Raw genomic sequence first — 22,150 nt, 5'->3', positions numbered from 1 at the left:
CTTAAAGCACTACGGAGAATACGATGCGCATAATGAAGGCGCCCTTCCTTACGCTGGCGCTCGCTGCGCCTATATCGGGCTTCCCGCCCAGAGGCCGAAAGTGGCTGGGCCAGGGGAAGTCACCGGTATCGAGCCCGCACAGACCGGCTATGTCTTCAGCCGTCTTCAGGGAGCCGAAACGCTTCTTACGACAGACGAGCAAGGCGCACTCGTTCCAGGTCTTGCGGAAAAATGGGCGGTTTCGCAGGACGGCCTCAGCTGGGCCTTTACGCTGCGCAGCAAGGCAACCTTCCATGATGGAACCCCGCTCACTGCCGAAACTGCCGACGTCGGCCTTCAGAGGGCACTCGCGGGGTCGGCGTCTTGTCCCAAGCTCCGATTGCTGAGATTGCGAGCGAAGGCAGCGATATCCCCATCCGAATGACCAAGCCCTTTCCGCATTGCCCGCTTATCTCGGCTTGGCTTTGTAGGATTCTACAACTGCCAACCGATTCCGATCCGTGCTGATTTCACCGCCGACCAACAACGACGGAGAAATTCATGCAGATTCTCGCGATCTCGAAGCCACGGAATGACGAAGAAGCCCGGCTCCTCCGCATGCATCCCCAATTGCGCGCCCGGATCTTTTCCGCCCGGTTGGGCTGGGACGTCGCGTCAAAATCGCCGGCGCTCTCAGGAATTTCCGTCGCAAAAGTCAGGTGCCAAATTCGGTCCTGCGTGACCAATTTCTGCGACACCGAATGGCCGCTTTATCCACTGCCAGTCTTAAAGCGGCCGTTCGGCTTCCCACCCAGGACTTGCAGAACGGCAACGTACGCTGTGACCTGAAGCGGTCATCCAATATGCATCAGGTGACCGCTCAGATGTCAAATTTCGGTTCGCGCTGCCAAGAGCAGTGCGTCCTCGACATCGACGCCAAGGTAGCGAACGGTGTTCTCGATCTTGGAGTGGCCAAGCAGGATCTGGATGGCGCGGAGATTTCCTGTCGCTTTGTAGATCATCGATGCCTTCGTGCGTCGAAGCGAATGCGTGCCATACTCCTCCGGAGGCGGACCAATCGCGGTCACCCCTACCAGGCGGGCGTATTGCCGCGTGCACATGTGGTGGGCGTGATTGATCCGGCTCGGGAATGCATAGTCGTCGATCGTGCCCCCACGCCTTTCAAGCCAAGCCAGAAGGCTGGCTCTGACGTCGCTGGTGATCTCAAACTGGACTGGCCGACCCGTCTTTTGCTGAACAACGATCGCACGGGTCCGAATTTCCGGCCCCGGCGACCAGATCATCCTGATCTTTATCAGGTCGCAGCCGCGAAGCTTGCTGTCGATTGCCAGATCGAACAAGGCGCGGTCACGAATACGTCCCTCGTGATCGAGGAAGAAGCGAACAGCTCAGATTTGCTTCTGTGTGAGCGGACGCTTGGTTCCCACCTTCTTTCCTGCGTTCCAAGCGGCTCGTTCACGGCTGGCATCATGGTATTGAGCGTGGCCCATGTGAGTTCTCCTCGGCCTTGATTAACCGATGGAGAAACGGGAAACACCAGCGTAGCAGCTCGGCGGCCGTGCAAAAAGCGCTTTTGCCACCTTGTCCGCTTTCGGATTTCCGGCACGGGCACTAAACGGAAACGCAAAGCGTTGCTATCGGCCTGGCAAGTGAGCCTAGTCCAGCATCACCATGTGAGAGGCGACTTGCTCCTCGAAGAATTTCGAGAACGAGGCGATACGCGGCGGTAATGCTTGGTAAGGCGGATAGTAGAGGGTCAGCCAGAGGTCAGGCGGCGCCCATCCCTTGAAGACGTGGACGAGACGTCCGCTACGGATATGTTCCGCGATGTTGAAACCGGGAAGCAAGGCGACGCCTGCTCCATCCGCGGCCATACCGGCCAGCACCTCGCCACTATTGGCACTGAATGACCGCCCAGCAGAAATCGCGATGCTTGACCCACCGTCCGACAGGACCCAGTTCTCCCGCCGGCTTTCCCCGCTATAGGCAAGGCAGTCGTCCGGCGTCAGCTCATGAGGATGCGACATGTCGACGAAGCGGCTGCCGGGCGCTGCAACCAGGATGCGCGGCACGACACGGATCTTTCTCCAGATCGTGAACTTGTCGGATGGCTGGGATGAGATGCGGATTGCGAGGTCATAGTCGTCGTCGACGATGTTCACCAGGCCGTCCGAAAGAGAGATCTCGAAGCACATCTTCGGATACTTCTCCTTGAAGCCGGACAGGATCGGCGGCAGCACGACCTTTCCGAACCAAGTCGGCGCGCTAATCCTGAGGCGTCCCTCCTCGGCCTTATGGGCGTTCATCACCTCGCGGCGCGCATCTTCAAGTGTCTTCACTGCCGGCTGGATCTGCGCCGCGAAGATCGCGCCGTCGGTGGTCAGGGACACCTGCCGCGTCGTGCGAACGAAAAGCTGCAGACCCAGTTCCGCCTCGAGCGCAGCGATGGCGCGGGTTACGGCCGCGGGCGTCATGTCGAGTTCGCGAGCCACCTGAGCGAAATTGCGCTTCTCCGCAGCAAGGAGGAAGGTGCGAAGAGCCTTATAATCGTTCATTTTATTATTTCACTTTCTGCAATTCTGTCAAAAGAAGTATTGCAATTCTGTCGCTTGATCAATCGGCCTACACTCAGTTCACGCAACAAAAACAAGTGCTGATTGAAAGGCATCGACATGATCAAGGACATCAAGGGACTGCACCACGTGACGTCGATGGCGTCGGACGCGCGCCAGAACAACCGCTTTTTCACCGAGACGCTTGGCCTGCGCCGCGTCAAGCAGACCGTGAACTTCGACGATCCCAGCGTCTATCACCTTTACTACGGGGACGAGACAGGATCTGCGGGGACGGTGATGACCTACTTCCCGTTCCAGAACATGATGCTTGGACGTCCGGGCGTCGGGGAGGTCGGCGAGACGCAGTTTTCCGTGCCCAAGGGTTCGCTCAAGTTCTGGCGGGACCGCCTCTCGTCCCAGGGTGTCGACGGAGTGGAAACAGACACCGTCTTCGGGGCCAGCCGGCTGCGGTTCATGGGACCGGACGGCGACAGCCTCGCGCTGATCGAGTCGGCTGACGATCGCCGCTCGGCACCCTGGCTGGGCGGCGACATTCCCGACGACGTGGCCATTCGCGGTTTTGCAGGAGCACGCTTCAGCCTTCATGACACGGCTGCGACCGAGGAACTACTGGGCTTCATGGGCTACCGGCGAGCGGAGAAGGAGGGGGATGTGACGCGCTTCGTCATTCCAAACGGAAACGGTGCCGACACAATCGATCTTCAGCTCCTCCCAAAGACGCCCTTCGCCCGGCAGGGCGCGGGTTCGGTCCACCATATCGCTTTCGCGGTTGAAAACCGGGAAAAGCAGTTGGAAGTGCGCAAGGCTCTGATGGATACGGGCTATCAGGTCACCCCGGTGATCGACCGGGATTACTTCTGGGCGATCTACTTCCGCACACCGGGCGGTGTATTGTTCGAGATCGCCACCAACGAGCCGGGATTTGATCGCGACGAGGACACCGCCAATCTCGGGGAGGCACTCAAGCTGCCGAGCCGATACGAGCAGTTCCGGGACGAAATCGAGGCAAACCTCGTCCCCCTGACTGCATAGCCGCACTCCGTTCCTAACGACAGAGGAAGGGCCGCGATCCGGAAGGGTTGCGGCCCTTCTTGCCATGCGGCCGCAGAACTTCACCAGGAACTATTTCACTTTCAGCAATTCATTCGACATTTTTATTGCCATTCCACGCTGGCGCATTCGGCGATAGGTTTGATTTCAGCAGCCAAGACGGTGAGCAAAACGGTCAAGCAGGCCAGGAAACTCCCGACAGCAGCTATCCATTTTGGCACCCTTCGCCAGCCGCAACCTAGAGGAAGAGAACCATGTCCAAGCTCGAAGTCCTGACACCGGCAAACAGCCAGCTCATTTTCATCGATCAGCAGCCGCAGATGGCTTTCGGCGTCCAGTCGATCGACCGGCAGACGCTGAAGAACAACGTCGTGGGCCTCGCCAAGGCAGCCAAAATCTTCGATATCCCAACCACCATTACCACGGTCGAGACACTGTCCTTCTCAGGCAATACTTATCCCGAGCTGCTGGCAGTTTTCCCCGAGAACGACATCCTTGAACGTACATCGATGAACTCCTGGGACGACCAGAACGTCCGCGACGCCTTGGCGAAGAATGCAGCCAATGGCCGCAAGAAGATTGTTGTCTCCGGTCTATGGACAGAAGTCTGCAACACGACGTTTGCCCTCTCCGCTCTCAACGACGTTTCCGACTACGAGATCTACATGGTGGCCGACGCCTCCGGTGGCACCTCGCTGGAGGCCCACAACCGCGCCATGGATCGCATGGTGCAGGCGGGCGTGATCCCGGTCACCTGGCAGCAGGTCCTGCTCGAATGGCAGCGCGACTGGGCACGCAAGGAGACATACGACGCGGTCACCAAGCTGGTGAAGGAGCATTCGGGCGCCTACGGCATGGGCATCGACTATGCCTACACGATGGTCCATGGCGCGGAAGAACGTGTCAAGCATGGCAAGCGCATCGGCCCGAACCCGGCAAAGTAATGATCTCCCCGCCGCTCCGGCAGCCCGTCGGAGCGGCTTCAAATCGGATAGGTGTTTCATGAAAATGTATCTCATGTCGCTCGGAGCCGGTCTGCTCGTCGGGATCGTCTACAGCCTACTGAATGTTCGCTCGCCTGCCCCGCCGGTGATCGCCCTCGTCGGCCTGCTCGGCATTCTGGTCGGCGAGCAGCTTATTCCCTTCGCCAGGACGCTGCTGGCGCAGGAACCGGCGGCTGTCTCGTGGATGAACCAGATCAGGCCGCACATGTTCGGTCACCTCCCCAAGGGCGCCGACCGCACCGAGGTTACCCATAGGGCGACGACGGATGCAGAGGAGCGAAGTTCATGACGACGCGCCGATCCTTTCTTGGCGGGGCGTCCAGTCTGGCCTTCTCCAACCTCTTCTCCCCGGCGAAAGCCGCCGATCTCAAACAGACCGGAGTAGATAACATGCATCCCGACCTGATCCTTCGCAACGGCCGCGTGACCACGCTCGACCGCACAAATCCGAACGCAACCGCAATCGCAATCAAGGACGGTCTGTTTCTGGAAGTTGGCTCCGATAGCGAAATCATGGCACTCGCCGGATCCACCACAAAGATCGTTGATCTCAAGGGCAAGCGCGTTTTGCCGGGCCTGATCGACAACCACACCCATGTCGTCCGTGGCGGCCTGAACTATAACATGGAACTCCGCTGGGATGGCATTCGATCACTGGCCGACGCGATGGACATGCTCAAGCGCCAGGTGGCGATCACTCCGGCACCGCAATGGGTCCGCGTCGTCGGCGGGTTCACCGAGAACCAGTTCGCCGAGAAGCGCCTGCCGACGATCGAGGAGATCAATGCAGTAGCGCCCGATACGCCGGTTTTCCTGCTGCATCTCTATGATAGGGCGCTGCTGAACGGTGCCGCGCTGCGCGCCGTGGGGTACACGCACGACACGCCGAACCCGCCGGGCGGCGAGATCACCCGTGATGCCAACGGCAACCCCACAGGGATGCTGCTTGCCAAGCCGAACGCCGGCATCCTCTACTCGACGCTTGCCAAGGGTCCAAAGCTGCCTTTCGACTACCAAGTCAATTCCACCCGCCACTTCATGCGCGAACTCAATCGCCTCGGCGTGACGGGCGTCATCGATGCGGGCGGCGGCAACCAGAACTATCCGGATGATTACGAAGTCATCCAGAAGCTGTCCGACGAGAATCAGCTCACCGTTCGCCTTGCCTATAACCTCTTCACGCAGAAGCCGAAGCAGGAGAAGGAAGACTTCCTCAACTGGACGTCCTCGGTAAAATACAAGCAGGGCAACGACTACTTCCGCCATAACGGTGCTGGCGAGATGCTGGTCTTCTCCGCCGCCGACTTCGAAGATTTTCGCCAGCCGCGTCCGGAGATGGGCCCGGAGATGGAAGGCGAACTGGAAGAGGTCGTTCGTGTCCTGGCGGAAAACCGCTGGCCATGGCGGATGCATGCCACCTATGACGAAACCATCTCGCGCTCGCTCGACGTCTTCGAGAAGGTCAACAAGGATATTCCACTCGAGGGCCTTAACTGGTTCTTCGACCACGCCGAGACGATCTCTGATCGATCCATCGACCGGATCGCGGCCCTTGGCGGCGGCATCGCCACGCAGCACCGCATGGCCTATCAGGGCGAATATTTCGTCGAGCGTTATGGTCATGGGGTTGCCGAAGCCACGCCGCCGATCAAGCGTATGCTCGACAAGGGCGTCAACGTTTCGGCCGGCACCGATGCCACCCGCGTCGCCTCCTACAATCCGTGGGTGTCGCTGTCGTGGATGGTGACTGGCAAGACGGTGGGCGGCATGCAGCTTTACCCGCGCGCCAACTGCCTCGACCGCGAAACGGCGCTACGCATGTGGACCGAGAAGGTCACATGGTTCTCCAACGAGGAAGGCAAGAAGGGCCGGATCGAGAAAGGCCAGTTCGCCGATCTCGTCGTACCGGACAAGGACTTCTTCGCCTGCGCCGAGGACGAGATCTCCTTCATCGTGTCGGAACTCACCATGGTCGGCGGCAAGATTGTCTACGGTGCGGGCGAGTTCAAGGCCCTCGACGAGAACGATATCCCGCCTGCCATGCCGGATTGGTCGCCGGCTCGCAAGTTCGGCGGATACGCCGCCTGGGGCGAACCGGAGGGTGCAGGCGCCCGCTCGCTGCGCCGCACGGCAATCTCGACCTGCGGCTGCGCCAGCGATTGTGGTGTGCATGGCCACGATCATGCCGGCGCCTGGACATCCAAGCTTCCCATCGCCGACCTCAAGGGTTTCTTCGGCGCCCTTGGATGCTCCTGCTGGGCCGTCTGAGGCCATATCAATATCAATGAAACCACGGGCAGCGGCGGCAATCGCTGCCCGTTTGCGTTCCCGCCACTCGCATATAATTGCGAATCCTGCAATTAAGTGGAAACTATTGATGCAATTGATATAACAGGTGGTTCCCAACAATATTGCTCTGTCAGACGAACACACATGCCGCTCGAACTGACCGGCCAAGATCGCAGGAGCAACGATGACCAGCACCTCACATTCGAAAACACGCAGGCTTCTCGCCGACATCGCATCGGCATCCGCACTGCGGACGACGGCCCTCCTCGCGCTCTGCGCCGCCTATATCCAGGGGCCTCTCACCAAGATCGCCGACTTCAATGGTGCGCTCGCCGAGATGAATCATTTTGGTCTGCACCCCACAGCTTTCTTTGCGGTGGCCGTCATTGTCTTCGAACTCACGGCGTCCGCGATGGTCGTCACAGGCTTTCTCCGTTGGGTGGGCGCGCTCGCCTTGGCCGGCTTCACCATCCTCGCCACCTTCATCGCACTGCGTTTCTGGGAAATGGCGCCCGGAATGGATCGCATTATGGCGACAAACGCCTTCTTCGAACATCTTGGGCTCGCTGGCGCATTCGTTTTCGTCGCCGCATACGACCTCACGAAGGGAGCAGGCAAATGAGCCCCGCCAAGTCATCTGGAGGCACCTTCGCGCCTCTTGCACAGCCCGTCTTCGCGGTTCTGTGGGCAGCCACCGTCCTCGGCAATACCGGAAGCTTCATGCGCGACGTCGCAAGCTCCTGGCTGATGACGGACCTGTCTGCATCGCCGGCCGCGGTTGCCATGGTTCAGGCAGCCGGAACCCTGCCGATCTTCCTGCTCGCCATCCCCGCAGGTGTTCTCACCGACATCCTCGACCGCCGCAAGTTCCTGATCGCCGTCCAGCTCCTGCTGGCATCCGTCAGCATCTCCCTGATGGTCCTTTCGCAGACCGGCATGCTTTCGGTCAGCGCACTTATCGGCCTAACCTTTTTAGGCGGCATTGGGGCGGCGCTGATGGGCCCGACCTGGCAAGCGATCGTGCCGGAACTGGTAAAGCGGGAAGACGTGAAAAGCGCTGTCGCCCTTAACTCGCTTGGCATCAACATCGCCCGGTCCATAGGACCGGCCGCTGGCGGTCTGCTTCTCGCCGCCTTTGGAGCAGGGATTACCTACGGGGCGGACGTTGCGAGCTACATCGTGGTCATCGCCGCTCTGCTTTGGTGGCCGCGCGCCAAGAACGCCAGCGACGCGCTTCAGGAGAACTTCTTCGGTGCCTTCCGAGCAGGACTTCGATACACCCGTTCCAGCAGGCCGCTGCATGTGGTTCTCCTCCGTGCGACGATCTTCTTCGCCTTTGCCAGCGCGGTTTGGGCGCTCCTTCCTCTGGTTGCCCGGCAACTGCTCGGTGGTGATGCCAGCTTCTACGGGATCCTGCTTGGCGCGGTCGGCGCTGGTGCAATCGGGGGAGCACTCGTGATGCCGAAGCTGCGTCAACGCCTGAACTCCGACGGCCTGCTTCTCGGCGCCGCCATCATCACCGCGGTCGCCATGGTTGTGCTTGCACTTGCACCGCCGAAGATCGTCGCCATCACTGTCCTCCTCTTCCTCGGCGCCGCCTGGATTACCGCCCTGACAACGCTGAACGGCACAGCGCAGTCGGTGCTGCCAAACTGGGTTCGCGGTCGCGGACTCGCCGTCTACCTGACCGTCTTCAACGGCGCGATGACTGCGGGCAGCCTCGGCTGGGGTGCAATCGGCGAGGCCGTTGGCATCCAGTCTACCCTGCTCATTGGCGCGGCAGGTCTGCTTGTCGCAGGGTTCGTCATGCACCGCGTCAAACTCCCGGCAGGCGAAGCCGACCTGGTGCCGTCGAACCACTGGCCCGAGCCGCTTGCCGCCGAACCGGTCGCCCAGGACCGCGGCCCGGTTCTGATCCTGATCGAATACCAGGTGGAGAAGCATCACCGGAGTGCCTTTCTGCACGCGCTCGACCAGCTCTCCCAGGAACGTCGCCGCGATGGGGCCTATGGCTGGGGCGTCACCGAAGACTCAGCCGACCCTGAGAAGATCGTCGAATGGTTCATGGTCGAGTCCTGGGCCGAGCATCTTCGTCAGCACAAGCGGGTATCGAACGCCGACGCCGACCTGCAAGGCAAGGTTCTCGCCTTCCATGCCGGAGCAGAAAAGCCTGTCGTTCGCCACTTCCTGACAATCAACCGACCGGGCACTGCCTGACGGGGTAACAGCGGGGTGACCTCCGCCTTCGGATAATTTCCAAAATCGCAATAAACTCGAAACTATTGCTGCAATTGCTGATCGGGCGACTTCCGCTAGATTGAAAGCGTCAGACAACGGCAGCTCACCGAACGCTCAATGCGTGCTGCATTATAAAACAAAGGAGCTACTACAATGGCATACATCACGACTAACGACGGCGTCGAAATCTTCTACAAGGACTGGGGTCCGAAGGACGCGCAGCCGATCGTCTTCCACCACGGCTGGCCGCTGTCCTCGGACGACTGGGACGCGCAGATGCTGTTCTTCCTCCACCACGGCTATCGGGTCGTCGCCCATGACCGCCGCGGCCACGGCCGTTCCGCCCAGGTCTCTGAGGGGCACGACATGGACCACTATGCGGCCGACGCCTTTGCGGTCGCCGAAGCTCTTGATCTCAAGAACGCCGTCCATATCGGCCACTCCACCGGCGGCGGCGAAGTTGCCCGTTATGTTACCAAGCACGGCGAGCCTGCAGGCCGCGTTGCCAAGGCCGTTTTGGTTTCCGCCGTTCCGCCGCTGATGCTGAAGACCGAAAGCAATCCGGAAGGCCTGCCGATGGAAGTCTTCGACGGTTTCCGCTCGGCACTCACCGCCAACCGCGCGCAGTTCTTCCGCGACGTTCCCGCTGGCCCATTCTACGGCTTCAATCGCGACGGTGCGACCGTTCAGGAAGGCGTAATCCAGAATTGGTGGCGGCAAGGCATGATGGGCAGCGCCAAGGCTCATTACGACGGCATCAAGGCCTTCTCCGAGACCGATCAGACGGAAGACCTCAAGGGAATCAGTGTGCCGACACTCGTGCTGCATGGCGAAGACGACCAGATTGTGCCGATCGCCGATTCGGCACTCAAGTCGGTCAAGCTTCTGAAGAATGGTACGCTCAAGACCTATCCCGGCTTCTCGCACGGCATGCTTACCGTCAATGCCGATGTTCTCAACGCCGACCTGCTGGCCTTCGTCCAGGCTTGATCAGAGCCTGCGGCGGGAGCGGCCTCTAGCACATCCGCCGCCTCGCACAGCGCGAGAAAGACCTAATCACGACCCTCTCCAAGGAGACGACTATGCCCACCAACAAATCCGCAAAGAAGATCGCCAACCACGGCGTTGTCTGGGAGCAGGCCTTCGGTTACGTCCAGGCCGTGCAGGTCAAGGACACCATCTACATCTCCGGGCAGTTGAGCCACGGTGATGACGGCAAGCTCGTTGGTCCAGCGGAGCTCGATGATAACGGTCGTCCCTCCGACTTCTCGCAGATGGAAGCGCAAATTCGTCAGACTTACGTCAATACCAAGAAGCTGCTTGCGGAATTTGGCGCCACTCTCGACGATGTCGTTGAAGAGACGCTTTACGTCCTGGATGTTCCGAGCGCTTTTGAAGCCGGATCAAAGATCCGCAAGGAGATGTACGGAACGGACATACCCCAGTGCGCCAGCAATCTGATCGGCGTCACTGCATTGGCGTTTCCGGAACAGATCGTTGAGATCACATTCCGCGCGGTTATCGACCGTCCCGCTGACTGACTGCTCAAAGTCCAAGTCATTAACCGCCGGACACGACCGAGCTTCGGCGCCCATCTCCTCAGAACGGTGACCAAGATGGAAAGAAGACCTGCCAATAAGACACGTGCCCCAATTGCTCTACAATTGACGCCTGATCTTGTTGCCAGAACGCTCAAGGTTGTCGAAGATGAAGGCCCGGAGCCCAATTGGACGCCGATTTCATCTCAGCAACTCGAGGAGCTCGTGAAGCGGGTTGAGGAGGAGGTCGCGGACGAGGATATATGGGTATTCGCCTACGGATCCCTGATGTGGAATCCTGGTTTTGAGCCTTCTGCACGCGAAGCTGCCGTCATCCATGGATGGCACAGGGCGTTCTCGCTTCGGATTGAACGCCTTAGGGCGACCACTGATGCGCCCGGCCTCATGCTAGCACTTAGACCTGGAGGAAGCTGCTCTGGTGTCGCTTTGAAGATGTCCCGAAGCCAAAGGCAACAGGACATTCGCCGCCTTCTCGCACGAGAGATCCGCTATGCGGAGGTCTGCGAGATGATCCGCTGGGTGTCTGCCCGGACTCCTTCCGGGCCCCGGCGTGCGCTCACCTTCTGGGCAAGTCCAAAGACCTCGCTGTTGACCGAGAAGATTGCGCTTGACGAAGCCGCTGGGCTCATTGCCCAGGCATGCGGACCGGCGGGATCCTGCGCAGAATATCTGTACCGCGCCGTTTCCTACCTCGCAGACAGGCGCGTCTACGATCGCAACTTATGGCGGCTTCAGGCGCTGGTGGCAGCAAAGATTCAGGATTTCAACGGGGGACAGCTTTCTCCTCTTTCGGATCTGGATCGAGCGGTATCGCTCGCACTTGGCTCTGGTTTTAAGGCCGCAATAGGCGGACGTTAACGCGCTGCCCACAACCCAATGTCCTCTTTCAGAAGCGCCACTACTTGCATCGATGATGGATATCGAGAGCATAACTGCCGCCGGTATAATGGCGGCGTAATCACCTTCAGGAGGTCCAAGAACGGAAATAATTGCCGCTCGCCCGTCCTGTTGACTGATGCCCAAAGCCAGGGCACAAGGGTAGCATCCACGGTCGCTCGCGACGGGTAAAGACAAGGGAAACAAAGACGAATTCTCTAAGTCATTGCAATCATGTGAGAATCCGAGGCCCCCAGGCAAGCCGTTGGTGGACCCATTCCCTCAGTTCCGTAGCCGCATTTCCCCAGTAGAAAAAGCGATGTCTTCGCAGCTACTTGCGTGATCTGACCGCGCCAATCCTACGGGGTTCCGGCGTATACTGGAGTATCCTCACGAGGTGGCTGGGGACCCGTGGGCAATGACCGCAACGGGGCCGACGAACGAACCCGCTGCGCGGGAGGGCGTCTGCGGCTGAGGTAGAGGACGCAGGCTGGAGATTGCGCCTGAATTGAACGTCGTCCGGCAAGGGCGGAGCATGACGAGCTTCTTCAACAAGGAGCCTGACCATGCAGTACCCCCAACTCGACACACCTATCAGCCCGCTGCGCCAGCGGTTGATCGACGACATGAACATGCGACGTTTCTCACGCGAAACGCAGCGCAACTATCTCCGCGACATCGGTCGCCTGGCAACCTTCCTCGGGCGTTCGCCAGACACGGCGACCGCCGACGACCTGCGCCGGTTCCAGATCGAGCAGCAGCAGGATGGCGTTCCCGTTCCGACGATGAACAGCATCGTGTCGGCGCTACGCTTCTTCTTCACCCAGACCCTCGATCGCCCGGACCTGGCGCGCAGGCTCGTCCGGCTGGCGCATCCTCGGAACCTGCCTGTGGTGCTGAGCCGCGACGAGGTTGCCCGGGTCGATGAGTTGATCCGCCGTTTCCTGCTCCATGTCTTGCCGCGTGGCTTCCATCGTATCCGGCACTACGGCCTGCTCGCCAGCTCCGCCCGCAAGACCAGCCTCGCGCTCGCGCGCGAACTCCTGCACGTCGCCGCACCGGTCGATGACGGCGCACCAGGTGAACAGGATGACTTCCGCCCGCCATGCCCCTGCTGCGGCGGACGAATGATCGTCATCGAGATGTTCGAACGCTGGAAGCAGCCGCGCGGACCGCCGGATGCGACGGCGACAAACCGGGAGACGGCTTCATGACCCAGCATGGAAGAAGCAAGACTTCAGCCGCAGACGCCCCGCCTCCGGCAACCGACCCACGCGCGTTCATGCTGATTATCGCCGCTGACAGGGTTGTGACGGGCCAGGTGCCGGGCCGGCTAACCCGCGCGGACGCGCAACGAAGCGACCTGTCCGCATCCATCGCTCCACCGTCTGGCTGCAGTCGCGCTACCGCACAGATCAGCCGTAGATCAAAATCCCCATAGCCATCGCCATCGCCTGTGGCCCGCGGGTTCCTTCCTCGGGGACTTTCGTACGCCTGCCGGCACCCGAAACTCTTCACGACTGCGGACTGTCCGGTCTTGGAAAATGCCCAGCCGATAGCTGCCGTTCGGCAAGCGACCCCATTTCTGCCGTTTATGATGGGAGGCAAGGGCGCTTAAAGCGAACCTTGCACGTCGCTGTTATCTTGATCATCTTCGCGACACAGTTGACAATTTTTGGGAAAATGCCGCTCTTGTCTTGCCTCTCGCGCTCACATCGGAGGCAAATCCATGAAGCATGTTCCCTATGTCGGCTCTGGCCCATACTGCTACGCTAATTCGTTCGCGATGATGTTCGGAGGGGATGCGCCGTCAACAGCGGCCATCGAGGTCGCGACCAGCAGCCCCTTCGGTATGCAGCTCGTGGGTGGCGCGCTGCCGTTCTTCGATCCCTATGGATGGACACCCGAAGCCGGTTTCAACGACGCCCTCGACGCGATGGGCTGGACTTCGGGCGTCACCAAGGGCGGCAGCGCGGAGGATGCGCTTGCCCGGCTCAAATCGGCGCTCTCCGACGGCCCGGTCTGGATTGGCCCGGTGGAGATGGGCTATCTTCGGCACCAACCCGGCATGCGTGGCCCCATAGGAGCGGACCACTATGTTGTCGTGCTTGCCGTTGATAACAGACAGGTGCGGATGCACGACCCGCAAGGCTATCCCTTCGCATCCCTGCCGCTGGATGATTTTTTAACCGCGTGGCGGGCGGAAACCCTTGACTACGGCGAGCCCTATACCATGCGGACCCATTTTCGCCGTGTGCGTGAGGTTGGGGAGGATGACATAATCCGGGCTTCGCTGCCCGCTGCGATGCGGTGGCTGTCGATGGAACACGCGCAGCACTTGCCAGAGGGCACCGTTGGCAATGATGAAGCCGCCGAGCTGCTGGCAAGCATGATCGAGAACGGGTGCAGCGACGATCTACGTGGGCACCTGATCCACTTCGCCGTGCGCGTGGGCGCAAGGCGGCTTGCCGATGCGGCAAGATGCCTTGCCCGTGTCGGTCGAGCTGACGCGGCCCAAATAGCCTCTGACCAAGCCGTTTTGATTGGCTCGCTGCAATACCCATTGGTGGTTGGGCGTGATGCAGAGGCGGCCGCCACCTTGCGAAGGCTCGCCCCGACGTACCCCCGTTTTCTATCCGCGCTTCAAGGCATGTCGCAGAAATCCTAAGTTTCGCGTCAAAATCGCCGGCACTCTCAGGAATTTCCGTCGCAAAAGTCAGGTGCCAAATTCGGTTTTGCGTGACCGATTTCTGCGACACCGAATGGTGCTTTATCCACTGCCAGTCTTAAAGCGGAGCTGAAGCGGTCATCCAATTTGGTGACCGCCCAAATGTCAAATTTCGGTTCGCTCTGCTAAGAGCAGTGCGTCCTCGACGTCGAGCGGGCGGTCTTCCCGATATAGACAACTTAATCACCACGCACGAAGGCGTAGAGCCCGTTTGAGGCGTCCAGCAGAACCTCGCGCGCTGAGGTGTCTGCGCCGTCAAGATCGTAAGCAATGGAGTCGCCTTTCGGCTGCCATTTGCCTACGTCGACGAAGCCGAGGTTCAGGAGAACCTCCGCATTTAGTTGCGAATCCGTCATCCGCATTTGCCTCCCAATACCGAGGACTTTTTGCGCATGGGCATCCACCGTGTCAACTTTGGCAGACGTGGGCAGTTGCCATTAGTTGAGGGTGAAAAGGGGCACGTCTGCTGATAGTCCGCTAACGGGTGGAATTTTGCAGAATCTGCTTTTCGGCTGACGACCTTATAACGGTCATTGCTGCCTGGTACTTAGCGTCCTCGTAAGCCGCCGCTAGCACTACTTGTTAAGACGGTCCAGCAGTTCAGAAACGGCCCGTTCGTAGTTTCCATAATCCGGATCGATGTCTACCTGCAGCGCGCTGCCGCTCGTCCCGCTCATCGCCACGGCAAGCGCCGCGCCGTGCGTATAGTCCACCAGAATATGGACCCATAGCAAGGCCTGCGAAGGCGAAAGGCCAAGGTTGCCCAAGAGGTTTGCAAGGTTTTCGGTGATCCGTCTAGCGTGTTGAGGGAACACGGCTGGCCGGTTGAAAATGGCAAGGGTCAAACCCGGATGGCGCACCACCTCCGACCGATATGCCCGCAACAAGCCCTCTATCCGAGATCGGACGGTTCCTCCCGAAGGTGGAGCAACATCGGCATAGACGGTGTCCGCCAACGCTCGGATCAATCCGTCCCGATCCTGGAAGTGGTGATAGATAGTCATAGGATTGACGCCCGCACGCAGGGCGACCGCGCGCATGGTGAGACTTTCAACCCCCTCAATGTCCAGCAGAGTCAGCGCCTCGGAAAGGATCTTTGCCGGCGAGACGCTTTCGTTATCGGCGCGCGGCCTGCCTCGGCTTCGCCTTGTCATTGCGCAATAGTGTAGGTCGATTGTACCAGCCCGGAAGGAAACGCGCGGGTGCTCACATGAGCGAGACGAATGTCGCGCGTAAGCGGGCCGAATAAGGGACGGCCGCTGCCGAGCAGTATGGGAACGCGCGTGACCACCAGATCGCTGACCAATCCGTCCAAAAGGAAGGATTGAATGACACGCCCCCCATCGACATAGACACGACGACACCCTTCCGTTTCGAGCATCGCCATGGCTTGCTGTGGCGACTTTTCCGTGAAACGCACCTTACCGGCAAGATCGTCGGGAACCGTCTGGTCCGCCAGGGTGGCTGAAAGGACGAGCACCGGGCGACTATAGAACCACGGTTTCATGTCGCGCACCGCTTCGAAGGTGCCTCGGCCCATGATTATGGCGTCGATGTCCTTGATGAAATCATTGTAGCCGTGGTCTTCGCCTGAAGCGTCATGCTCAAGCAACCATTCAATGTCGCCGTTATCGCGAGCGATGAACCCGTCCAGGCTGGTTGCAATGAAAATATGACCGGTAATCATCTCGCGCCCCAAAATTATACAACGTATAATTTATCTCCTTGTGCGAACTGTCAATACCAGCGCGCGCACCGGACCAGATCACCCACCAGACCGTCGACTTCACCAACGCTTGTTCGCTCGGACGCTCGAAGGTGGGCGGCGGAACGGTCGTCGAAAGGCAGAAGAGGGATGAGTATCACCTCGGCCTCGACGAGAAAGGCGCACCAAGAAGGTGAACATCAAGGGCGGCACGAAGGAAGTAGAGGATCTGCAAGGATACGTGTCGGAGGCTCTGAAGGCGATCATTGGACCTTCGATGACCAAGCAACGCGGCCCGCTTATGGCAGGTTTAGGGTCGCCGGAGCCGCGCCGGAACGCGACATGAAGGCGCGATCCGGCCAAGTCGGCAGCCGGCCCGAAGGGATCAAGTCGCGGCCAGGGGCTGCCCCTGACCGTATTTCTAATCAGAATTGGTCGCGGCTGTCGCTTCTCACGTCGCCGTCCACCTGATGAGGAGCGTATAGGTCGGCGCGAGCGCTTCGCCGCCAGGGCCGCGCCGGATGCTCCCGGTCAATGGTAACATCGGTGACGGAGATCGAAGTTGAGCCATCTGCCGCGCATTGGGCTGCCCAGCGGCCATCTGGCGATGCTATCCCAGCAGGAATAGCTACGCTTTGCGGCGCGTGAGCTGAGTAGCTGACCCAATACGTATTGCTGGCAGCGTGGCCTAACACCTCCGCGGCGAAAGCTGGTGCGGCGGAAGGGCTTTCGCCGGTAGTCGAGAACAGAACGCAATCTGCCTCAAGCCGCTCATACTCCGTGAATAACTCTGGATAGTGTGATTCCATCCCGAGTGCGCAGCCGAACCGCACTCCATCCACTTCGAATGTCATCGGCATTTTTCCAGGCGAATACATGAAGGAAATTTTGGTATTCGATAGCATACGCTCGTCGTAGCGGGTCACCAGTCTTCCGCAATCTGATATGACGTAGAGGCTATTATGCGGCCGATGAGGAGGTGTAAGCTGATGGACGGACCCAAGCACCGTCCATAGCTTCAATTTCCTCGCCAGCTCGCTGGTGGCCGCCAATTCTGAACGCAAAGTGGCCCACTCATATCGCCCCCAGTCTGATGGGCCGATCTCCTTGGGGCCGCTCTCTGACATAAGCCGCTTGTTGGGCGAGCATGTCGCGCCTTCAGGGAAATGGATCACACGAGCGCCTGCTCTATGAGCGGCAATCATCAGGGCGCGCAACTCCGTCCCACTCGCTCGAAGCGCAGACTTGTCGCGAGGATCTTCAAATAGAGAGGTTTGCGCCACAGCAAGCCGTATTGCGTGGATGGCAAGCTTGGCCGACGGCTGGCGGATGTGGTGAAGAGCTGCGGTGTAAGATTCGCCTGTCTTTGCCGCGCGAGCGCGTACACGACGTTTGAAATTTCCGTTTTGGGTCATTGTGAGGCCTTTCACGTTCCGGACGTAGTTCCCCAGCAACCCGCCAAAACGATCGGACCAAGACAACCGACCCGAGACGTCAGTCCCTTTGCCTCTGTTCAAGACCATGCTGGGGGAGGTCTAGGAGGTTAGGCGCAGGCCACGCCGCGCGAATGATGCGCCGCCCCGCGCTGATTCGTCAATCAGCATTGATCACTCGCGAAGAACGCTTCTGGAGCGCTCCTAGCCAAGGCGGTAGTCGGCCCCGGTCACCGCGCCTCTCTTTGCGCCGCGCGGACTATTTCGGAGATGAAGGCACTCTTTCCCGACGTATAACGATCCCCATCATACGGAAACTGCGCCGCAAGCTGGCTTTTCAGGGCCAGGTATGCAGCAGCCACGTCGTCATGTTGACGAAGATGATTTCGGAAAAGCATCCGCTGTTCGTGGGTCTGGTTTGAGGGCGGGCAGAGGTAGACCCTGATCTGAGGCGCAGGCGTTTCAAAAGGAAAGCGCAAACATTGACATCGTAGCGATTGCCACGCGGTTCGAATCCAGCCTTGATGAGGTTCGCGCTTGCGTCGGGAATGTCGGCCAACCCGGATAGGGTTACATCAATGTCGAGCATCGGCTTTGCGGCCAAGCCCGGTACAGCCGTGCTGCCTATGTGGTCGACAGCCAAGACGCATTTGCGAAGCGTTGTTCTTAGCAAAGCTTCAGCCGCTGAAAAATCTTTCAACCAATTCGTATCGTAAGGGACGAGTTCGACTAAGCTCGGCATGTGCGGATCCGTCGATATGGCGAACAACCGATGTTAGCCGATCCGGCCAGTGCATGTCTTCTATCGGCACTCAGCGACATGGCCGCTGTCGGTCCTTGGCCGTCATTGCTAGTTCGCCAAACTTTTCCGATAGCGGTGAGTGGAGACGACGAACTTCTGACTGATGCCAGGCGGTGCCCAGAGAGCATCGTCGAATGTGTCGATGAGGCACCAACCCTGTCGGATGTAAAAACGTTCGGCTCGGATGTTGCCCGCTGTGCAAAAAAGCTCCGCCTGAGATACCCCGTCTTGCCGCAAAGCGTGTTCTGCGAAACCCAACAAGGCAGACGCCACGCCGGTGCCTCGAGCGCCTACGCCAACGTAGAGTTTGACGACTTCGATCCCCATCAAGGAAACGAAACCAATCAGGTTGTCGCCTGATCGAGCAACGTAGAAAGTATCTGGCGCTTCCCTCAACCAGATGCGGAAGTGACTCTTGGTCCGGTAAACTAGAGCCTCTGGAGGAACCAGTTCGGCATGAGCGTCATGCCATCCCTGATGCCAAAGGTGAACTATCGCCTCCTCGTCTTCGGGGGCTGCTGGTTGAATGTCCATATGGCTTCGCTGTCGTTCTGAAGGATATCCAGGAAAATGGAGCTTACGTAAAGCCCCATGGATGACAACCCGAAAGACGTAGCCGCTCATGGCGCACAGGCGGCGTGACGCCGCTTTCAGAACCATGTCTGCTTTCCGCCAGGCGCGATGACTTCCGCTATGACCGACATGAAGGCGCGAAGCTGCCGGTGGCGATCACGCACTCAATGGCCGCCACCGAACGTCAAATCCCCGCGCTGCCGCGCAGCGCGTCGATGACGGCCCGGAGCCCCGCTGAGATGTGCTTGCGCGTCGGATAATAGATGTAGAGCCAGTTCTCCGGGGCGATCCATGCCTCCAGGCAATTGACCAGCCGTCCGCTTGCAATATAGGGCCGCGCCCGATCCTCCCAGACATAGGCGAGTGCGACCCCGGCGAGCGCCGCTTCGATCATCAATTCGTGATCATGCAGAGCGATAGGCCCGGTCGGCTCGAACTCGACGTCGCTTCCATCGCGGTTGAACCACCATGGATAGTGCGCGCCCGTCGCGAACATGTTCCGAATGCAGACATGCTGCTTTAGGTCGTCCGGCGTGGTCGGCATCGGCCGGCGCGCGAAATAGGCGGGAGACCCGACCACAGTGAAGCGCAGCCGTCGATTGATCCTCACAGCAGTCATGCCCTCGTGCAGGCTCTCGCCGAGACGGATGCCAGCGTCGAACCCTTCCTGCACGATGTCGACGAGGCGATCGGTTGCGATGACCTCCAACACCAGTTTCGGATTCCGTTCGACCAGCGTGCCTATGATTGGTCCGAGCACGAAGGGAGCGATCGAATTCGGGGCATTGATGCGAACCTTGCCGAAGGGCGTTTCGCGGTACTGGTTGAGGGCGTCGAGTGCCGAGCCAATGCTATTGAACGCGGGGGACAGGTCCGCCAGCAGCATGGCACCGGCGTCGGTCAATGACACGCTTCGGGTGGTGCGGTTGAGCAGGCGAATGCCTATGCGAGCCTCGAGATTGGCCACGGCATGGCTGATCGCGGAGGCCGTCACGCCTCGCTCTTCGCTTGCCTTTCGGAAGCTGCGATGCCTCGCCACCGCATCGAAGGCCGCGAGTTCCGCGAGATCGGTCGTTCGCATTACTGAACCTCATTCATGGTTGATCTGAGAATTATCAATCTAATCAGTTCAATTGAAAAGGCTCAAATTGCTCCCGTCAGCCGATCGCGATTGGCGAACAAGGGAAACAGATATGACCATCATCACAGAAACGATAACGGCCGATCAGGCGCGTCACGCGATTGCCTCTGCCGGAGCCTGCGCCGAGCGGATCGGCGTGGCAGCCAACATCGCCGTGCTGGACGCCGGGGCGCACTCAATGCGTTCGTCCGCATGGACGCCGCGGTCCTCGGATCGATTGATCTCGCCATGCGCAAACCCCACTGCGGCGCTGTTCGCCGTCAGCAGCGAAGCCGTGTGGAAATTTTGCAAGCCGGGAGCGCCAGCGCACAACCTGGAAGCCAGCAACGGCGGCCTGGCCCCCTTTGCGGGCGGTCTGCCGATCCACGGTGCCAATGGCGCGATGATCGGCGCGATTGGCGTGTCCGGCAGTGCAGTACCGCAAGACCTCGAAATCGCCGAGGCCGCGGTAACCGTGCTCCTTGGCTGACACCCGCCTTATGCCTCTTCCTCACAATTCACAAAGGACCATTCCCATGATCAAAACCATTCTCATCACCGGCGCTGGCTCTGGTTTCGCTGAAGCCGCCGCCATCGGCATGGCCAAGGCCGGTCACAACATCATTGCCACCGCGCAGATCGCTCCCCAGGTTGCGGCGCTACGGAACAAGGTGGCCGAACTCGGCCTCGACAACATCCGGGTGGAGAAACTCGATCTGCTCGATCCCTACGACGTGGCCTTCGCCCAACGCTTCGACATCGATGTCCTCTGGAACAATGCCGGCATCGGCGAGAGCGGCCCGATCAGCGAGATCCCGATCGACCTCGTCCGCCGCAACTACGAAACCAACGTCTTCAAGCCGCTCGAACTCACGCAGGGCTTCATCGCCAAATGGATGAAGCAGAAGAAGCGCGCGAAGATCGTCTTCACCTCATCGATGGGTGGTCTGTTCACGCCGGCCGGCTGGGGCACCTATGTGTCGACCAAGCACGCGCTGGAGTCTATCGCCGAAGCCATTGCCCAGGAGGTCGCTCCCTTCGGCATCAAGGTCCAGACCATCAATCCCGGCGCCTATCTGACCGGCTACAACGAGACGATGGCAGACACGGCGTTCCGCTGGCTGGACGACAACAGGAACTTCACCAAGCGCGATGAGCTGCGCGCCACCTTCGACGCGCTGCTGGCGTCACCGCAGCGGCAGAGATCGAAGCGGTGTATCGCACCAATGTGTTCGGATTGCTGAACGTGACCCGCGCGGTCCTGCCCCATATGCGCGAAGCGCGGTCAGGCCGCATCCTCAACATCTCTTCGATCGGCGGCTATCGCGGCGCGGCAGGATTTGGCGTGTATAGCTCGACTAAGTTCGCAGTCGAGGGACTGTCCGAAGCGTTGCACGCAGAGCTTGCTCCGCTCGGCATTCATGTGACGGTGATCGAGCCGGGTTATTTCCGAACCGATTTCCTCGACGCCTCCTCGCTGTCAACCAGTCCCGCCCGGATAGCGGACTATGACGGCACCGCTGGCAGGGTTCGGCGGGCTGCGCTCGAGCTCAACCATAGTCAGCCGGGCGACCCCTCCAAACTCGCCGATGTGTTGGTCGCTTTCGTCGATACGGCCAACCCGCCGGTGCGGCTACCGCTGGGCAGCGACACCGTCGCCGCCATCGAGGCGAAACACGCCGCGGATGCCCGCATCCTCGCGGAATGGCGGAGCGTTTCGGTGTCGACCGACTTCTGATGGAAGGAGAATGCCTTCCTGAATCGCGTTAGCGCAGTGATACGTGGTGCATACCACAAATCACATTGTTGAAGCATGACGATCGCTCCGTGTCCGGCGCCCACGACCTGCAGCGTGGTCGCCGGACATGTCTGCTTTTAAGGAGCCGGAAAAGACGTACTTAAAGGCCGGGATGGGGGCGCACAGCAGCCATGCGCGCTTCGCCTGTGAGAGTGTGCTTCGGGCCGATTTGCGCCGTAGCGCGAGCAAATTCGGATGGCTGCAACGGGTCGATCTTTCCGGTTCCCTCAGTCGCGAGAGGGTGGTGAGCGGAAGTCTGTCGAGAGGGGGCTAAGAGGCCGTTATGCGCCGTCATCTCAGGCGTTCGATGAGCCAGGGTTCAAGCCTGGAAACAGTCGGCCCGTTTTCTTGATTGTGACGATGAGGCCTCGATACGGCAAGGCGTCCTCCGGCCTTTAA

At 59.8% G+C, this 22,150-nt stretch carries 23 protein-coding genes and 3 pseudogenes; 16 read left to right on the top strand and 10 right to left on the bottom strand.

Annotated features, from left to right (window positions below):
* The first annotated feature begins 100 nt into the window (after positions 1 to 100).
* The gene (locus tag ACFHWW_RS17920) at positions 101 to 424 is read left to right on the top strand and encodes an ABC transporter substrate-binding protein (RefSeq protein ID WP_379939713.1); all 324 of its coding nucleotides are present in this window, start codon (positions 101 to 103) and stop codon (positions 422 to 424) included.
* 116 nt (positions 425 to 540) lie between these two features.
* Positions 541 to 651: pseudogene (locus ACFHWW_RS17915) on the top strand (autoinducer synthesis protein); the annotation flags it as partial.
* 215 nt (positions 652 to 866) lie between these two features.
* On the opposite strand, the pseudogene ACFHWW_RS17910 reads toward ACFHWW_RS17915, so the two are convergent.
* Both ACFHWW_RS17910 and ACFHWW_RS17905 read right to left on the bottom strand, forming a co-directional pair.
* Positions 867 to 1,490, bottom strand: a pseudogene (locus ACFHWW_RS17910) (tyrosine-type recombinase/integrase).
* A gap of 165 nt (positions 1,491 to 1,655) precedes the next feature.
* Positions 1,656 to 2,555 (bottom strand): LysR family transcriptional regulator, encoded by a 900-nt coding sequence (locus ACFHWW_RS17905; protein WP_379939711.1) that lies wholly within the window; start codon positions 2,553 to 2,555, stop codon positions 1,656 to 1,658.
* Between the two features lie 117 nt (positions 2,556 to 2,672).
* Between ACFHWW_RS17905 and ACFHWW_RS17900 the strand changes: the two genes are divergently transcribed.
* The 11 genes from ACFHWW_RS17900 to ACFHWW_RS17850 all read left to right on the top strand — a co-directional run bounded on the left by ACFHWW_RS17900 (position 2,673) and on the right by ACFHWW_RS17850 (position 14,260).
* The gene (locus tag ACFHWW_RS17900; RefSeq protein WP_379939859.1) at positions 2,673 to 3,608 is read left to right on the top strand and encodes a VOC family protein; all 936 of its coding nucleotides are present in this window, start codon (positions 2,673 to 2,675) and stop codon (positions 3,606 to 3,608) included.
* 272 nt (positions 3,609 to 3,880) lie between these two features.
* A complete protein-coding gene (locus ACFHWW_RS17895; RefSeq protein ID WP_379939709.1) occupies positions 3,881 to 4,570 on the top strand; it encodes a hydrolase in 690 nt (229 codons plus the stop codon).
* Positions 4,571 to 4,628: 58 nt separating this feature from the next.
* Positions 4,629 to 4,919 carry a XapX domain-containing protein gene (locus tag ACFHWW_RS17890; protein ID WP_379939707.1) on the top strand — a complete coding sequence of 97 codons (291 nt, stop codon included), beginning with the start codon at positions 4,629 to 4,631 and terminating at the stop codon, positions 4,917 to 4,919.
* A complete protein-coding gene (locus ACFHWW_RS17885) occupies positions 4,916 to 6,898 on the top strand; it encodes an amidohydrolase (protein WP_379939705.1) in 1,983 nt (660 codons plus the stop codon). Before ACFHWW_RS17890 ends, ACFHWW_RS17885 begins: the two co-directional genes overlap by 4 nt.
* Positions 6,899 to 7,103: 205 nt before the next feature.
* Positions 7,104 to 7,541, top strand: coding sequence for a DoxX family protein (locus ACFHWW_RS17880; RefSeq protein WP_379939703.1), 438 nt, complete (start codon positions 7,104 to 7,106; stop codon positions 7,539 to 7,541).
* Positions 7,538 to 9,136: an MFS transporter gene (locus tag ACFHWW_RS17875; protein WP_379939701.1), complete on the top strand. Its 1,599-nt coding sequence runs from the start codon at positions 7,538 to 7,540 to the stop codon at positions 9,134 to 9,136. The genes ACFHWW_RS17880 and ACFHWW_RS17875 overlap by 4 nt, the downstream gene beginning before the upstream one ends.
* 174 nt (positions 9,137 to 9,310) lie before the next feature.
* Entirely contained in the window at positions 9,311 to 10,147 is an 837-nt protein-coding gene (locus ACFHWW_RS17870; protein WP_379939699.1) for an alpha/beta fold hydrolase, read from the top strand.
* Between the two features lie 92 nt (positions 10,148 to 10,239).
* Positions 10,240 to 10,698 (top strand): Rid family hydrolase, encoded by a 459-nt coding sequence (locus ACFHWW_RS17865; RefSeq protein WP_379939697.1) that lies wholly within the window; start codon positions 10,240 to 10,242, stop codon positions 10,696 to 10,698.
* A 75-nt stretch (positions 10,699 to 10,773) separates the two neighbouring features.
* Complete coding sequence (locus ACFHWW_RS17860; RefSeq protein WP_379939695.1) at positions 10,774 to 11,574, top strand: gamma-glutamylcyclotransferase; 801 nt, start codon at positions 10,774 to 10,776, stop codon at positions 11,572 to 11,574.
* A gap of 584 nt (positions 11,575 to 12,158) precedes the next feature.
* Complete coding sequence (locus ACFHWW_RS17855; protein WP_379939693.1) at positions 12,159 to 12,806, top strand: phage integrase N-terminal SAM-like domain-containing protein; 648 nt, start codon at positions 12,159 to 12,161, stop codon at positions 12,804 to 12,806.
* Positions 12,807 to 13,321: 515 nt separating this feature from the next.
* A complete protein-coding gene (locus tag ACFHWW_RS17850) occupies positions 13,322 to 14,260 on the top strand; it encodes a hypothetical protein (RefSeq protein ID WP_379939691.1) in 939 nt (312 codons plus the stop codon).
* Between the two features lie 239 nt (positions 14,261 to 14,499).
* Here ACFHWW_RS17850 and ACFHWW_RS17845 read toward each other — a convergent pair whose 3' ends face one another.
* The 8 genes from ACFHWW_RS17845 to ACFHWW_RS17810 form a co-directional block, all read right to left on the bottom strand.
* Entirely contained in the window at positions 14,500 to 14,676 is a 177-nt protein-coding gene (locus ACFHWW_RS17845; RefSeq protein WP_379939689.1) for a hypothetical protein, read from the bottom strand.
* A gap of 219 nt (positions 14,677 to 14,895) precedes the next feature.
* The gene (locus ACFHWW_RS17840; RefSeq protein WP_379939687.1) at positions 14,896 to 15,474 is read right to left on the bottom strand and encodes a TetR/AcrR family transcriptional regulator; all 579 of its coding nucleotides are present in this window, start codon (positions 15,472 to 15,474) and stop codon (positions 14,896 to 14,898) included.
* On the bottom strand, positions 15,471 to 16,007 hold the full coding sequence (locus ACFHWW_RS17835; protein WP_379939685.1) for a dihydrofolate reductase family protein: 537 nt from the start codon (positions 16,005 to 16,007) through the stop codon (positions 15,471 to 15,473). Before ACFHWW_RS17835 ends, ACFHWW_RS17840 begins: the two co-directional genes overlap by 4 nt.
* A gap of 443 nt (positions 16,008 to 16,450) precedes the next feature.
* Positions 16,451 to 17,440, bottom strand: a complete 990-nt coding sequence (locus ACFHWW_RS17830; protein ID WP_379939683.1) for a carbon-nitrogen hydrolase family protein — start codon at positions 17,438 to 17,440, stop codon at positions 16,451 to 16,453.
* 248 nt (positions 17,441 to 17,688) lie between these two features.
* A complete protein-coding gene (locus ACFHWW_RS17825; protein WP_379939681.1) occupies positions 17,689 to 17,856 on the bottom strand; it encodes a GrpB family protein in 168 nt (55 codons plus the stop codon).
* Complete coding sequence (locus ACFHWW_RS17820; protein WP_379939678.1) at positions 17,796 to 18,200, bottom strand: GrpB family protein; 405 nt, start codon at positions 18,198 to 18,200, stop codon at positions 17,796 to 17,798. The genes ACFHWW_RS17825 and ACFHWW_RS17820 overlap by 61 nt, the downstream gene beginning before the upstream one ends.
* Positions 18,201 to 18,308: 108 nt before the next feature.
* Positions 18,309 to 18,920 carry a GNAT family N-acetyltransferase gene (locus ACFHWW_RS17815; protein ID WP_379939676.1) on the bottom strand — a complete coding sequence of 204 codons (612 nt, stop codon included), beginning with the start codon at positions 18,918 to 18,920 and terminating at the stop codon, positions 18,309 to 18,311.
* A gap of 97 nt (positions 18,921 to 19,017) precedes the next feature.
* Positions 19,018 to 19,914, bottom strand: a complete 897-nt coding sequence (locus ACFHWW_RS17810) for a LysR family transcriptional regulator (RefSeq protein WP_379939674.1) — start codon at positions 19,912 to 19,914, stop codon at positions 19,018 to 19,020.
* Positions 19,915 to 20,026: 112 nt separating this feature from the next.
* On the opposite strand from ACFHWW_RS17810, the gene ACFHWW_RS17805 reads away from it, so the two are divergent.
* The 3 genes and pseudogenes from ACFHWW_RS17805 to ACFHWW_RS17795 all read left to right on the top strand — a co-directional run.
* Complete coding sequence (locus tag ACFHWW_RS17805) at positions 20,027 to 20,443, top strand: heme-binding protein (protein WP_379939672.1); 417 nt, start codon at positions 20,027 to 20,029, stop codon at positions 20,441 to 20,443.
* A gap of 46 nt (positions 20,444 to 20,489) precedes the next feature.
* Positions 20,490 to 21,197, top strand: coding sequence for an SDR family oxidoreductase (locus tag ACFHWW_RS17800; protein WP_379939670.1), 708 nt, complete (start codon positions 20,490 to 20,492; stop codon positions 21,195 to 21,197).
* Positions 21,152 to 21,691, top strand: a pseudogene (locus ACFHWW_RS17795) (SDR family NAD(P)-dependent oxidoreductase); the annotation flags it as partial. The gene ACFHWW_RS17800 and the pseudogene ACFHWW_RS17795, both read left to right, overlap by 46 nt.
* Positions 21,692 to 22,150 lie beyond the last annotated feature (459 nt).

The organism is Sinorhizobium sp. P24N7 (assembly GCF_042436655.1).
In the GTDB taxonomy this organism is placed as follows: domain Bacteria; phylum Pseudomonadota; class Alphaproteobacteria; order Rhizobiales; family Rhizobiaceae; genus Sinorhizobium; species Sinorhizobium meliloti_A.
This window is presented reverse-complemented; position numbering and strand designations above follow the sequence as displayed.